Annotated in this window: 12 protein-coding genes; 5 read left to right on the top strand and 7 right to left on the bottom strand. The window is 48.3% G+C overall.

Going from position 1 to position 14983, the window contains the following annotated elements:
* Position 1: 1 nt before the first annotated feature.
* The 3 genes from C9I98_RS00570 to C9I98_RS00560 all read left to right on the top strand — a co-directional run bounded on the left by C9I98_RS00570 (position 2) and on the right by C9I98_RS00560 (position 2658).
* Positions 2-1021: a response regulator gene (locus C9I98_RS00570; protein WP_036827240.1), complete on the top strand. Its 1020-nt coding sequence runs from the start codon at positions 2-4 to the stop codon at positions 1019-1021.
* Between the two features lie 2 nt (positions 1022-1023).
* The gene (locus tag C9I98_RS00565; RefSeq protein ID WP_036825618.1) at positions 1024-1455 is read left to right on the top strand and encodes a PAS domain-containing protein; all 432 of its coding nucleotides are present in this window, start codon (positions 1024-1026) and stop codon (positions 1453-1455) included.
* A gap of 216 nt (positions 1456-1671) precedes the next feature.
* The gene (locus C9I98_RS00560; protein WP_107271433.1) at positions 1672-2658 is read left to right on the top strand and encodes an outer membrane beta-barrel protein; all 987 of its coding nucleotides are present in this window, start codon (positions 1672-1674) and stop codon (positions 2656-2658) included.
* A gap of 164 nt (positions 2659-2822) precedes the next feature.
* Here C9I98_RS00560 and sstT read toward each other — a convergent pair whose 3' ends face one another.
* The 7 genes from sstT to C9I98_RS00525 all read right to left on the bottom strand — a co-directional run bounded on the left by sstT (position 2823) and on the right by C9I98_RS00525 (position 11331).
* Positions 2823-4058, bottom strand: coding sequence for a serine/threonine transporter SstT (sstT, locus tag C9I98_RS00555; protein WP_107271432.1), 1236 nt, complete (start codon positions 4056-4058; stop codon positions 2823-2825).
* A gap of 285 nt (positions 4059-4343) precedes the next feature.
* On the bottom strand, positions 4344-6032 hold the full coding sequence (locus tag C9I98_RS00550; RefSeq protein WP_158262646.1) for a BatD family protein: 1689 nt from the start codon (positions 6030-6032) through the stop codon (positions 4344-4346).
* Between the two features lie 5 nt (positions 6033-6037).
* On the bottom strand, positions 6038-8002 hold the full coding sequence (locus C9I98_RS00545) for a vWA domain-containing protein (RefSeq protein ID WP_107271430.1): 1965 nt from the start codon (positions 8000-8002) through the stop codon (positions 6038-6040).
* A complete protein-coding gene (locus C9I98_RS00540) occupies positions 7995-8960 on the bottom strand; it encodes a vWA domain-containing protein (RefSeq protein ID WP_036831435.1) in 966 nt (321 codons plus the stop codon). Before C9I98_RS00540 ends, C9I98_RS00545 begins: the two co-directional genes overlap by 8 nt.
* A complete protein-coding gene (locus C9I98_RS00535; protein ID WP_036831433.1) occupies positions 8953-9441 on the bottom strand; it encodes a DUF4381 domain-containing protein in 489 nt (162 codons plus the stop codon). The genes C9I98_RS00540 and C9I98_RS00535 overlap by 8 nt, the downstream gene beginning before the upstream one ends.
* Positions 9431-10378, bottom strand: a complete 948-nt coding sequence (locus tag C9I98_RS00530; RefSeq protein WP_036831430.1) for a DUF58 domain-containing protein — start codon at positions 10376-10378, stop codon at positions 9431-9433. Before C9I98_RS00530 ends, C9I98_RS00535 begins: the two co-directional genes overlap by 11 nt.
* Positions 10375-11331 (bottom strand): AAA family ATPase, encoded by a 957-nt coding sequence (locus C9I98_RS00525; protein WP_036831427.1) that lies wholly within the window; start codon positions 11329-11331, stop codon positions 10375-10377. Before C9I98_RS00525 ends, C9I98_RS00530 begins: the two co-directional genes overlap by 4 nt.
* Positions 11332-11867: 536 nt before the next feature.
* Between C9I98_RS00525 and urtA the strand changes: the two genes are divergently transcribed.
* On the top strand, positions 11868-13103 hold the full coding sequence (urtA, locus tag C9I98_RS00520) for an urea ABC transporter substrate-binding protein (RefSeq protein ID WP_051902672.1): 1236 nt from the start codon (positions 11868-11870) through the stop codon (positions 13101-13103).
* A gap of 280 nt (positions 13104-13383) precedes the next feature.
* Entirely contained in the window at positions 13384-14982 is a 1599-nt protein-coding gene (gene urtB, locus C9I98_RS00515) for an urea ABC transporter permease subunit UrtB (protein WP_051902669.1), read from the top strand.
* The last annotated feature ends 1 nt before the right edge of the window (position 14983 follow it).

Genomic DNA, 14983 nt, shown 5'->3' with positions numbered 1-14983 from the left:
AATGGCGACATCGATACTTATTTGTGATGACTCAGCATTGGCAAGAAAGCAGATGGCAAGAGCCTTGCCGTCTTCTATTGAAGCCGAGGTGACTTTTGCGGTTAACGGGCGGGAAGCACTTGAGGTGCTTGGCAGTAAGCCCATCGACTTGATGTTTTTGGATTTGACCATGCCAGAGATGGATGGCTACCAAACACTGGAAGCATTACAGCAGCGCCTAAGCGGTCAATATAGCCATGACACCAAAGTGATTGTTGTGTCTGGCGACATTCAGCCACAGGCTCAAGCCCGTGTGAAAGCATTGGGTGCCATCGAATTCCTTAAAAAGCCGGTTGATAAAGCCCACCTAAAAACGTTGCTGCAATCGTTACTTACGCCGGCAGAGCCAAATTTTGACGCGGTAATCCAACGTGTCACTACCCCTGCGCTAAGAAGGCGCGATGTCTATCTGGAAGTGGCTAACGTGGCGATTGGTCGTGCGGCAGACTCACTTGCCCGCCATTTCGACGTCTTCGTTAATTTACCATTGCCAAACGTAAATGTGTTTGAGGTTAGCGAACTGCACATGACGATGCGCCACTTAGCGACAAGCAGCACGATGTCGGGTGTTTGTCAGGGCTTTAGTGGGGAAGGGATTGCTGGCGAGGCATTGGTATTGCTTAGCGATGCCAGTGTGCATGACTTGGTGGGGTTGATGAATTACCCAACGGTTGAAGGCAGTGATACCGAACTTGAGCTGTTAATGGACGTGAGCAATATTTTGGTTGGCTCTTTTTTGAAAGGGTTAGGCCAGCAAGCTGAGGTGAAATTCTTCCAAAGCCACCCGGTAGTATTGGGGCAACATACCCCGATAGAAAACATGATTGAAAAAACCGAAGGAAATTGGCGTCGCACCATGACATTTGAAGTCAGTTACGGCATTGAAGGCACCGAGATTAAATGTGACTTATTGTTGATGTTCGTCGATGAGTCGCTGCCTTTATTGGATAACAAATTGGCTTATTTAATGGATGGGGATTAATCATGTTGTCATTACCAGCAGAATTCGAACAGTTTCATTGGATGGTGGATATGGTTCAGCACGTTGATGTTGGCCTGGTTGTCTTAGATCGAAACTATACCGTTCATGTCTGGAATGGGTTTATGACCCACCATAGCGGCAAGCAATCCCATGAGGCGATAGGCAAAAGTATATTTGAGCTTTTCCCTGAAATCCCCCAGCCGTGGTTTGAAGCCAAAACCAAACCTGTATTTGAATTAGGGTGCCGCAGCTTCCTGATTTGGCGACAGAGACCGTACCTGTTTAAGTGCCGGAATGTTCGCCCTATTACTCAGCAAGCGCCATATATGTACCAGAATGTCACGCTCAACCCGATGACGTCACCAAAAGGCGAAGTCGACTATTTGTTTTTAGCGGTAGAAGACGCAACCGCAGAGGCAATGGCTGAACAGTAGGTTGAACTGATAATTAAATAACTGGCAAATAATACTGACAAGCTGGTTAATAAACATCATTCCAAAGTTAGGCAGCAAATATTTTGAACTTGCTGCTTATTTTTCAATCATATTTAGTCCAAATATTTGGAAAGTGGTAATTCTTGTTCTACACCTATTTATGTAGTGGCATGTCTAAAAGACTTGGATCGATATAATAAATAGGGACAGTAAGTTATGAATAACGTAGTTAAATTGCTTCCACTTGCTATTTTAATTTCAGGCACTCTTCAAGCAGCAACGGATAATCCATGGTACGTCGGTGCGCGTATTGGTGGAACAAGCTTTGATAGTGTTGAGGAGCCATTAAAAGGTCAAGACCTAGATAAAGACGATTGGGGTGGCGGCGTATTTATTGGTTACAACGTGAATTCTTGGTTTGGCTTGGAAGGTGGTTACACCTACCTTGGCCAGGCTGATTATGCAAATGATGGTTTCGAAGTCCAAGGGCTAGATTTTGTCGGTAAGTTTACTTACGAAGTTTCTAAGTCTTTCGACATTTACGCCAAAGCCGGTGGTTTTATTTTCGATGCTGATAATGGTGTGAACAACCAAGATGAGAGCGGTGTTTCAGCAACGGCGGGTGTCGGTGCCGAGTACTATTTTAGCGATAATCTTTCCGCACGATTGGAATATCAATATTACAACCAAGTGGGTGACAAGGGTGCAAATAAGCCGGGCGAAAGTGATGTTCACTTCTATGGTCTAGGCTTGGTTTACCATTGGGGAGCCCCAGCACCGGTGGCAATCATTGAACCTGAGCCAGAGCCAATGCCAGAGCCGGCTCCGCAGCCACAGGTGGTACAAATTGAAGCAGTCAGCGCAACTTTGCCATTTGCCTTTGATAGTGACGCATTGACTCAGGCTGATATTGACTTGCTACAGCCAGTTGCCCAGCAATTGGTTGATTACCCAAATACTCAGCTATATGTTGTAGGCCACACTGATAGCCGTGGTTCTGAAGAGTATAACCAGACACTGTCTGAAGAACGTGCAGCAGTGGTTGCTGGGTATGTGGGTACACACTTTGGTATCGATAAATCACGTATTGTCGCGCAAGGTAAAGGTGAGCTTGAGCCTGTTGCACCAAACGATACGGAAGAAGGTCGAGCGAAGAACCGTCGTGTAGAAGTGTTTGTACCTGGCTTTGAAATGACGAAATAAGTTCGATAGGGAAGGGTAATTCGTTGTTCTCTCTTTCTACCAAATAAAAAATCCAGCCTTTGAAGGCTGGATTTTTTTATATTAGTCGTAAAACATCACGAATTGATATTAAGAGCGGAACTGCTATCAACGACGTTACTGGCTCTTAATAACGAATACTGACGTTATGCAGTTTCCGCAGAGGTCAATTTCGCTTCGGCACCCTTACAAGCTGCTGCCGTAAAGATAACGTCAGTAGAGCTGTTTAGTGCTGTTTCGGCTGAGTCTTGAATCACCCCGATAATGAAGCCTACCGCAACAACCTGCATTGCGACTTCATTTGGGATACCAAACAAGCTACAAGCCAGCGGGATAAGCAGTAGCGAGCCACCGGCGACACCTGATGCACCACAGGCCGATACGGCTGCTACAACACTCAGTAGGACAGCTGTCGCAATATCAACTTCAATGCCCATGGTGTGCACTGCAGCAAGTGTTAGTACAGTAATGGTGATCGCAGCACCCGCCATATTGATGGTTGCGCCCAGAGGAATAGATACCGAGTAAGTGTCTTCGTGAAGATCCAGATCTTTACATAGCTGCATGTTCACCGGAATGTTGGCAGCAGAACTACGGGTAAAGAATGCGGTGATACCACTTTCGCGGATACAGCGAAGAACCAATGGGTATGGGTTTTCTTTGGTTTTCACAAATACAATGATTGGGTTTACAACCAGCGCGATGATTAGCATTGAGCCAAGTAGTACTGCTAGTAGGTGACCGTAAGCAAACAGAGCATCAAAGCCAGTTTCGGCGAAGGTGTTGGCAACAAGGCCGAAAATACCAATTGGTGCTAGGCGGATCACGAAACGAACAATCATAGTGATACCGTTCGATACGTCGTGGAATACCTGCTTGGTTGCATCGCTAGCTTGGTGTAGGGCAAAACCAAGTGCAATCGCCCAAGCAAGAATACCAATGAAGTTACCTGTCATTAGGGCATTTACTGGGTTATCAACGATCTTGAATAACAAGGTATTCAAAACTTCAGCGATGCCTTCTGGCGGGGTCGCGCTTGCGGTGTTGGCAACAAGAGTCAAAGTGGTTGGGAAAAGGAAACTCATGGTTACCGCGGTTAATGCTGCCATTAGCGTACCAAACATATACAGCACAATGATTGGCTTCATGTTGGTATGGGCGCCTTTCTTCTGGTTGGCGATAGATGACGCAACCAAAATAAAGACTAAAATTGGCGCGACGGCTTTCAAGGCACTAACAAAAAGTCCACCAAGAAAGCCTACTTTCATGGCGTTTTCTGGTGAGACAGTTGCGATAAGGATACCTGCAACGATACCTATGAGTATCTGGATTACGAGACTTCCATTCGCAATTCGGGCTAGGAAAGGTTGTGTTTGATTCATGGTACATCCTGAATATGAATAATTTGTATTTATATAGTGAAGCATTTAAATTCGCTTCGGTCATGTTTTGTAACAGAAATTACTGGCTATTTCTATCTTTGTTTTTAGAAACTATTGGTTAACGCGCAATTAACAATTGTTTGTGGTGTCTTTTCAAGCCATTGCTGGCTCTAGTATTCAGGACTGCTGTGGGGCGAGAAAGTAGTGGTTAATGTCGTACAAATGTTAAAAAAGCCCATGATGTCATGGGCTTTGTGGTTTTAGTGTAAGTTACATTTTGTTCAGCTAGGCATCAGGTACAAGTGGTGAGAGTGCACTCTGTTGCGTATTTTTATGCACTTTGTTTTGCTTTTCGAGTGATTCAAGCAAGGTAATCAGCGTAGATGTTGATTCATTATCGAGACCACTTTTACTGTATTGCTGTTGCATGTATCGCTCGATGGCAGCCTTAACTTCTGTCGTTGATGGATGCTCAGGGTTGGCAGCTCGCCATTGGTCAAAATAAGCCTGAAACTGGATAGGCTGATCGTCTTTTGCCGCTTTTAGCATACCCGCCACAGGCGTGATAGTGTTGTTTGCCTTCATCCCTTTGTCGGCTACCTCTACAGGGTGCTTCTTACGTTCGTTGAGCCACAATTTGATCGTCCCAACCCAAAGAATGAATAGCACCAAACTCAACCACGGCCACCAGTTGCTGCTGGTCTCTGTCGAAACAGGTTGAGGGGTTGGCTGGTTAGCCGTTGGTGCTACATCAGGAGCAGGCTGTAAAGGTAGGGCGTTATTACCGGTTTCCCCTGCCTGTACGCTTAGCTCAAACCCTTCAATTTTGCTGCTCTCTTGACGGTTGGTTGATGTATTCCACCAGTTAATCGTTAACGGCGGTAAGCTGACATTCCCTTCGTTACGAGCAATGATCACCTGCTTTACTGTCATTGTGGTATAACCAGCATCGCTACCATAAATTGGCTTCTCATCATAAACCCGAACATTGCTTGGGTAGTTCAGGCTGAGATTCGGCATCGTACTTTGTTCAGCATTTTTAATTTTCAGCGTAATGGTACGGCTGATTGGCTCGCCGACTTTGACCGTCTCAGTCTGTGGCTGCCAGTCTTGCTCAAGCACCAAGTCTTCAGTTGGTAGCCATAACCCTTTGTAATCGGCTGGCTTGTCTGTCACTGCCAGCGTGATGTCTTGGGTTTGAAGGTCAAGTGGTACCCGTAAGGTCGAGCCGAAACCACGGCTTCCTTTAATCACATTGCCTTTGAACTGGGCACCGCGCAGAAGGATGTCCCCTGCTTTATTTGCCGTAATTTGGTAGTCGCGAGTGATAATAATGTAGCGCTTACCGTTGAGTACGGTTTCGGTTTGGCGGTCATCACCATTTTGCTTTACTTCAAGCCCTTCGCCAGATGGCGCGATGAGGGTTGGTTGGCTGAGTTGTTCGCCAATACGAATGCGTACTGTGTAGCGGATACTTTCGCCGATGTACAAGCTGTCTTTATCAATATCAAAATCGAGATGAATATCAGGCTTTGCTGTACCGCCATTAGTGCTGTTTGCGGATTTAAGCGAAGTAATGGTAATAGGATCCGTCTCGGTTGCCCCGATGCGAAAGCTCGGGATAGTCCATTCACCAATTTCTTTAGCGGCAACGGCAACAGTCCACTCGGTACTGCGCGTGACGACGCCATTAACTATCGAGGTACCGCTACTTACCGAAGGAGTCCCATAGTTGAAGTGCTCGCCTAGCGGCGAGAGATCCAGTGAACTGGTATTAACGTTGTCGTCTATCGAAACTTTTAGCTGAAAGACTTCATTAACGCCGACCACATTTTTTGAAACGGTGGCGATTGCCTGTGCAGCATAGCTTTGCAAACTAAAGGTGAACATCAGTAGACAAAGGAAATAGCGCACGAATAGGCTGACTCTTCGAGGCAAGAGTGAGCGCTGTGGTTGAGTAAGTTGTGGTGTCATTGCTGTTACCATGAGTTTTCCGTCGCTTCAGGAGCTTGTTTTTGTCTTGCTTGCAAAATCATCTGTGCGCGGATTAGCGCTGCAGTATCATCGGGGATTTGTTCCAGCTTCTTGAGAACAGGGTCACTGGCAGAAATACCACTGCTCCCATCCTCTCCAGCGGCTTGCACAGCCTGAGCTTCTTCGTCGCCGTCGCGATCCGCTTGCTGTTCGCTGGCTAGCGAGTTAGCGTCAGTTTGGCTGCTATCTTGTTCATCACCATCGTTTTGGGCCGCATCATTTTCTAGAGTTTCCTGTTCTTGGGCTGAGTTTTGCTGTGCAGATGCTTGTTGCTGGGAATCGCTCTGCTCAGCCCCTTGCTGATCCGCATTTTGTTGCTCTGATCCAGACTGCTGCGAACCTTCTTGACTCGAGCCCTGTTGTTCAGAGTTTTGCTGTGCAGCGTCAGACTGCTCAGAATCCTTGCCTTCCTGATTTTGTTGCTGAGAATCGCTTTGGGAGCTATTTTCTTGCTGACCATCTGAAGGGGACTGCTGATCTTGCCCTTGTTGGTTCTGATCTGAGCTGTCACCTGTTTGCTGGTCCTCCTGGCTCTGATCACCCGATTCTTGGTCTTGATCAGACTGCTGCTCTTGCTGATCCTTTAGCTGCTTGACTAGCTCAAGATTTCGCTTCGCATCGCCATTGGTAGGATCTTGCTCAAGAATGGACTGATACAGGTCAATTGCTTGGTCAAACTGCTGTGTTTGCGCATAAGCATTGGCGAGGTTATAGCGGGAGTTTAGATCATCAAGTGGCGACAATGTCTCGATACTCTGTTCAAACTCGCCGGCCTTGTATTGGGCTGCTCCTTTCCAAGCCGGAGACTCAAATTGATCTGCAGCTTCAGCAAAATTCCCTTGTTCGTAGAGTTCAAACCCTCGGGTATCACTGTTTTTAAAGGGTGTTTGCCATGAAGCCGCATAGGCTGGATCAAAAGGCATAACAGTAACAAGCACGGCGAGCACAATGCCGCGTCGAAAGCCAAACAAGGCAATGACGACCAAAGGAATTAGGAGCCAAAAGCCGTTATTCAATCGTTCGTTGAGCTCTTTTTCCTTGCTTTCGTTAGCCGCTTCGCGAGGTGTTGCTGTCAGCGCCACAATACGGTCAACATCCGCATTGTTTGCTCGTGACAGTTCTAGCTGACCGCCTGTAGTGCGTGTAAGTGGTAGCAGGGTATCAAGATCGACTTTTGCGACCACCGTTTTTCCTTGGCTGTTGGTTAGTAGGCGCCCGTCTGGCAGCTTAACCGGGGCTCCTTGGGTAGTGCCTACCGCCAAGATAGAGAGTCGGTATTGGCTACCGGCAAGCAATGCATTGACTGCGTTAGATTCCCTGTCGCTCAAGCCATCGCTGATCAAGATGATGTCACCTTGCTGGTGGCCTGCTTGTTTCAGCAGGTTGATCGCTTCCTCGATACCCGCCGCGGCATTGCTGCCCTGAATTGGCATGGTTTCCGGAGACAGGTGTGGGATCAGGTTCGATAGGGTGCTGCTATCTTGGGTCAATGGGCTGATGGTGTAACCATCGGCGGCGTAGGTAACTAGCCCTGTTGTACCTTCTTTCCAGCCCGGCAGCATATCCAGCGCTTTGAACCTGGCTTGGGTTAGGCGATTTGGCGTGATGTCGGTGGCATACATCGAGCGCGACATATCCATTACCAGTACCCTAGCACCAGAAATGCTGTAGGCGGGTAGGGTGTTGGTCTGCCAACTAGGGCCAGCCATGGCGATGACAGCAATTGCCCAGAAGGTGCCAAGCCAAGGCAGTTTATTTACTTGCTTGCTTTGGCTGATGCCAAGTCGCTCGGCGAGGTGGGGGGCTATCAGCCCCTGCTTTGATTTACCTCGACTCAGCCAAGGTACAAGGAGTGCCAACGGCAGCAAGGCAATGAGCCAGAGCGGGTATAGAAATGTAAAATTAGCCATGTCGCTTCCTCATAACCATGATGACAACAGAAAGCAAAACAGCCAAGGCTAGCGGGAAGCGGAAAAGCTCTTGCTGCGGGCGCCAAGTTTGTTGGGCGGTGTTGATAGGTTCCATTTGATCGATAAGTTGATAAATGTTGTTTAGCTCTTGCGGGTTGCGGGCGCGAAAGTACTGGCCGCCCGTCATTTCAGCAATACGGGTTAGCATGCGCTCGTCGAGATCTTGTGACGGGTTAACAGTACGGGTTGAGAAGAAGGTGCGTTGCTCCATTTCTTCTGCACCCACACCCACCGTATAGATGGTGACATCACTTCGGGCAGCGAGTTCTGCGGCCTCAATAGGATCAATCACCCCTGCGGTATTCGCACCATCACTGAGCAAGATAATCACCCGCTGCGGGGCTTCGCTGTTAATGAAAGTCTTGGTTGCAATACCCAGCCCCTCACCGATGGCCGTACTCTGCCCAATAAGGCCCAACACGGTGCGGTCAAGCTGTTGTTGTACGGTATTGCGGTCAAAAGTCAGTGGGGTTTGCAAGTAGGCGTGGTTGGCAAATAGCACCAGACCAAGGCGATCCCCTTTACGGTTACCAATGAAGTCGTGCAGCACTTGTTTTACTGCGGTAAGACGATCGATGCTGTCACCATTGTTGGTGATCATATCTTCAATCGACATTGAGCCTGATAGATCTACCGCCAGCATCATATCGCGGTGATCGGGGCTGATCTCAATAGGATCGCCGTACCAAACGGGGCGTGCAATGGCCGCAATCAGGCTGATCCAAGCAACCGCCATGAGCCCTGCTAGCCAGCGGCTTTTTTGCTGTTTTTGGCCTAAGCCTTCCGGTAATTTGGGTAGACGTATGGCGGAAGGTTCTACCGCAGGTTTGCTAAACCGATAGACAAACCAAGGAAGCGGCAGCATAGCAAACGCCCAAAGCCATAGAAACTCAAACATCGCTTACCTCTTGATTGAATTTGGCTTTTTTCATCCACAACTCTGCTTGTTTGTAGCAGGCATTGAAGTCACTTTCTGACAAGGCTTGATTGGAAAATAATCCCTGTTGCCACTGTTTGGCCAGTGCTTCGAACCCTCGCTGAGGAGCGGGCAGCGAGCTATCAAGAAAGGCGAGCCACTGGGTGCCCGTTAAACCGGCTACATCCTGGCGAGGGTAGTAAGACATCGCCACTTGGCGCAGCAGCAAGTTCAGCTGATTAAACGATCCCGCCTGCTTCAATTGCTTAAGTTGGTTTAGCGCTTCCTTGCGTGCTTTATTTGCCGCATTGGCTTTTCTTATCCTTACCAAGACAAAGGCGGCTATAACTAGCCCTAGGATAATCACGGCCCACCAACCCCACGCCAGTGGCCAAACACCGGGTGCTTCGGGCAGATGCAAATCAGCCAAAGGCAACAGAGGCGTGGCTTGTTCATTCGTCATGACGACCTCCTTGTGCTTTGTGACCCAACTGCGACATCAATGGCGTTGCTGCCGAGAGTAGGTGTAGCGGCATCGCGAGGCTTTTACACATGCGTTGTATAAATTGCTGGTGGTGTTGGTACTGTTCGCTAAGCCCATCACGGGTTTTCTTGGCCGAGAAGTCTAACCAAGCAGATTGGGTGCTGTCGGCAACAAATTCGACACCGTTGAATTGGGTTTGACCTTGCTCAAGCGGATCGGATACTTGCACAAACTGGATGCGGTTGTGTTGGCGCAGCTGGCTCAAGCGGCGCTTATCCGCTTCTTGTAACTGGTAGAAGTCGCTGATGATCACGATCTCGCTGCCTTTAGGGCAAAGATGGTGCAAGTGCTTGAGTGCGTGAGAGAATGGCATGGTTTGACTGCTATTTTCATACTGATGCGCTTCAAGCAGTGCATTGATCACTGAAAGCGGACCCTGTTGGCGGGCAGTTGGCTTACATTCAAATAGGCGGTGGCCGTTATAGACTATGGCACCGATACGATCTTGCTCGCTCACGGCTAACCAGCTTAATAGGCTAGTAAAATGCGCGGCTTGTACCGATTTCAACATGAGCTGGGTACCAAAATTCATACTGGCACTGAGATCAACCAAAATCATCACCGGTTGTTCGCGCTCTTCATCAAACAGCTTGGTATGGGTCTTTCCTGTCCTTGCGGTGACGCGCCAGTCAATAGCGCGGATATCATCACCCGCTTGGTACGGGCGAACCTCAGAGAAGTTCATCCCTCTGCCTTTCTTGCGGCTTTGGTGTTGCCCGTTTAATTGTGACCAAACACTCTGTGCCGGCGGCAGCCAACGCACAGACTGATTCTTGTATAGAAGCAACTCAGCCAGACAAAGATTAACGCCATCACTGTGTGCAGGAAGCAGCGACGTTATCGTTGTTTCTGTCATGCGCAAGCCACCTGAGCAATCAGAGTCGAAATGATAGTGTCGGCAGCGATGCCTTCTGCTTGGGCTTCATAGCTAAGCAATAGGCGGTGACGCAACACAGGGTAGGCCATCTGCTGAATGTCTTCCGGCACGACATAATCACGGCCATCAAGCCATGCATGGGCTCGGGCACAACGGTCTAACGCCAACGTTGCACGCGGGCTGACACCCATTTGCAGCCAACTAGCCAGCTCATCGCTGTAACGGGTTGGTTCGCGGGTCGCCATGGTGAGTCGGATAATGTACTGCTCGACATCTTCGGCCATATGGATGTTAAGGATTGCCTTGCGTGCGGCAAAGATATTTTGCTGTGAAATTTGTACCGCTTCGGCTTTTTCGACACCCAGCGCTTCACCGCGGTTCAAGCGAAGGATTTCAAGCTCGCTGCTTGCATCAGGGTATTCCACGTTGAGTTGAAGCAGGAAGCGGTCAAGCTGGGCTTCAGGGAGTGGGTAAGTCCCTTCTTGCTCAATTGGGTTTTGTGTTGCCATTACCAAGAATAAATCCGGCAGTGGGTAGGTTTTACGCCCTGCGGTGATCTGTTTTTCAGCCATGGCTTCAAGCATGGCGGCTTGGACCTTGGCCGGCGCACGGTTGATTTCATCGGCCAGGATCAAGGCATTGAAAATCGGACCTGGCTGGAAAGAAAACTCGCCGGTTTCTGGACGGAATATATCCGTACCGGTTAAGTCGGCAGGTAGAAGGTCAGGGGTAAATTGAATACGGTGGAAGCTCCCCTCGATACAGTCGGATAGCACTTTAACAGCACGGGTTTTGGCAAGTCCTGGCGGGCCTTCTACAAGGATGTGGCCGTCAGCAAGTAGGGCAATCATTAACTGTTTAACAAGTGCAGGCTGACCAATTACCTGACTATTCAGGTAAGTTTGAAGTTGTTGGAAGGTCGACGTCAACATGGGTTTTGTCCTTTAAATACAAACAGTCAAAAACAGAATATGAAATTCTGACTTAAAAAAAGCGCAATAGTTCAGCATTGCTACACAGTTGGCTAATTGTTGTACTTATCCAAATTGGTATTAGCTCTGTAAGCAATATTAGCTGATCAGGGTTGAAGAGGCGTGATAGCCACGATTAATCCGGGTTATATACCCAAGCTACTTTGGGTATAGGTGGTGATGTTTGGCCCGATCTAGTGCATTGCACTCATGCCACGCCTTAAATGTGTGCAGCGTGTCTACTAAGATATGCACCAAATTAATGAGCCTGCACCTTCATGTTTACTGGGCTGCCTTCTTCAATATCATCGTCTTTTTGCTGCTGGCTATCTTAACTAATTGAAACTTAATCATTATTGAAGCAGTGAGGAATTAATTAATGACTTGGCGCGATGCTTGCTCTGTATACAAACAACGACTTAGTTATTTGCAAGGAGCATACAGGTATGTCTAAAAAGGCTTTTAAAGGTGTTTTGGTGGGTGCGGTAGCATCGTTAATGGGCACGCTGCCGGCTTACGCCGCTGAAGAAACAATTAAGGTTGGGGTACTTCATTCCCTTTCTGGCACCATGGCAATCAGTGAAACCACGTTGAAAGATACCATTCTTATGCTGGTTGAAGATCAAAATGAAAAAGGCGGCCTGCTAGGTAAGAAATTGGAGGCCGTGGTGGTCGACCCGGCTTCTAATTGGCCGCTATTTGCTGAAAAAGCCCGAGAGCTCATTGAGAAAGAAAAAGTGGATGTGGTTTTCGGTGGCTGGACCTCGGTATCACGTAAATCCATGTTGCCTGTGTTTGAGGAACTGAACGGCTTGTTGTTCTATCCGGTGCAGTACGAAGGGGAAGAATCTTCCAAGAACGTGTTCTACACCGGTGCAGCGCCAAACCAACAGGCCATCCCTGCCGTTGATTACCTCATGAATGAGTTGGAAGTAGAACGTTGGGTATTAGCGGGGACGGATTATGTCTATCCGCGTACTACCAACAAGATCCTAGAAGCCTATCTCGAGTCTAAAGGTGTTGCGAAGAGCGACATCATGATTAACTACACGCCATTTGGTCATTCAGATTGGCAGTCAATTGTATCTGATATCAAGAAGTTTGGTGCGACAGGTAAGAAGACCGCTGTGGTATCGACCATCAATGGTGATGCCAATGTCCCTTTCTATAAAGAACTCGCTTCTCAAGGGGTCTCGGCTGAAGACATTCCTGTCGTCGCGTTCTCGGTGGGTGAAGAAGAACTATCAGGTATGGATACCTCGGCCTTGGTGGGGCACCTGGCCGCATGGAACTACTTCATGAGCGTCGATACCGACGAGAACCTAGACTTTGTCGAGAAGTGGCAGACGTTTATCAAAGACGACAACCGAGTCACCAACGACCCGATGGAAGCCAGCTACATTGGCTTTAACATGTGGGCGCAAGCCGTTGAGAAGGCCGGGACGACAGATTCCGATGCTATTCAGCAAGCCATTATTGGTGTGACCGTACCCAACCTAACCGGTGGCTACGCAACCATGATGCCAAACCACCATATCACCAAGCCTGTCTTGTTGGGCGAAATTCAGGAAGACGGCCAGTTTGACGTAGTTTGGGAAACAACCGGCGTTGTGGCCGGTGACGCTTGGTCTAGCTATCTACCAGGGTCAAAAGACTTGTACGCAAGCTGGCTTAAGCCCCTAGAGTGCGGCAGCTTTAACGTTGTGACGGGTAAGTGTGCCGGCGCTAAATAGGTAGAAACTATCAAGATAGATCGAGTTTACCAAGGTCGATCGAATATACCTTAATCGGTTGAATGTGAATTAGTTATGTAAACCACTTTCGGCGCTGCATCTAATACTGTTTTAAATGGTATTGCTGTAAGCGCCGCGAAAGGGTGTTTCCGTTACCTGCTTTCATGGAAGATAAATGATGATAATGAATAATTGGTACTGCCTTTTTGGGGTGATGCCAAAATATCGCAGGGCAATAAAGACCTTGCAGTTTCCTGCACTATTGCTAGCTGCGCTTTGTATGGTTGGTTTATTTCCTTTCTTTTCTTATGCCGCTGTTAACGATTTTCAAAGCGTTGAAAAACAACTTTCTCAACGCAACTTCACCAAAAAGCAGCAAGCGATTGAGTGGGTGATCCACGCTCAACCATCGCAAACTGCTACTTTGCTTAAAGGTTTGATAGCTGGGGACGTTTTTTATCACCGAAAAAACAACCAGCTATTTTTTATTGAGCAATTGAAACAAGGCGACACTGCTACTCGGTTGTTCGACAACAGCCAGGTGGTTATCGACAATAAACGTGATTTTCGTAAAGTCGGGCTGAATAACCGCCTGCGCTCAACTATCCGTATCGGTATTGCCAAGATCGAGCTGAGTGCTGAATCGGACGCTGAGCGGTTAAGCGCTGCAAAGCGCTTGCTGGGGAATAGTAGTGATGCCGTGATTAGCCTTGTTGAAGAGGCTTACCCAAAAGAGACTTCCGAACAAGTAAAAGACTATTTGGCGTTGATACTTGCAATGGATCGGTTAACAAGGGAGCCGTTGGAATCTGATGACTCGACGCTACGACTCCAAGCCATCGAAACCCTGTCAGATTCATTGGAGCCTAGTGTATTCAGGGCAATCAACTCGGCGCTGGATGTGGAGCTGGCCAAAGCAAGCCCTGATACCGTTTTGGTTAAAGAGCTTGAACAAGCGGTTGCAAGTTACGAGCAGAGTCAGCGGGTGTATAACGTTGCTGAAACCCTGTTTTTTGGCTTGAGCTTGGGATCGGTGTTGGTGCTCGCGGGAATAGGCTTGGCGATTACCTTTGGTGTGATGGGCGTGATCAATATGGCGCACGGAGAGCTGATCATGCTAGGGGCGTATACCACCTATGTTATGCAGCAGTTACTCCCTAACCAAATCGGCCTTTCTTTGGTGCTTTCGATTCCCGTGGCGTTTGTGGTCTCAGGCTTGGTGGGGATAGCGATTGAGCGAGGGGTGATCCGCTTCTTATATGGCCGTCCGTTGGAAACCTTATTGGCTACATTTGGTATCAGCCTCATTTTGCAGCAAGCCGTTCGAACCATTTTCTCGCCATTAAACCGTTCGGTAAGCACACCTGATTGGATGACGGGGATGTTGGAGATTAATCCAATGTTGTCCCTAACCTATAACCGACTCTACATCATCATTTTTTGCCTGTTTGTATTTACTGCCTTGGTATTGGTATTGAAGAAAACACCTCTGGGTTTGCAGGTGCGTGCCGTGTCGCAAAACCGTGCGATGGCGAAAGCGATGGGCGTACGTTCTGAGTGGGTCGATGCGATGACATTTGGCTTGGGCTCTGGTGTGGCGGGTGTTGCTGGTGTGGCTTTATCACAATTGACCAACGTCGGTCCGAATATGGGGCAAAGCTATATTATCGACTCTTTCATGGTTGTGGTGTTCGGTGGTGTTGGCAATTTATGGGGAACCCTGGTGGCAGGCTTGAGCCTAGGCATGTTCAACAAACTACTTGAACCATGGGCTGGTGCGGTGTTGGCAAAAATACTGGTGCTGGTTTTCATTATTCTCTTTATTCAAAAACGCCCCCGTGGACTATTCCCACAGCGTGGCCGTGCGGTGGAGGGCTAAC

The organism is Photobacterium sanctipauli (assembly GCF_003026495.1).
Lineage (GTDB): Bacteria > Pseudomonadota > Gammaproteobacteria > Enterobacterales > Vibrionaceae > Photobacterium > Photobacterium sanctipauli.
The sequence above is the reverse complement of the archived record's forward strand: the minus strand, read 5'-3'. Positions and strand labels throughout refer to the sequence as shown.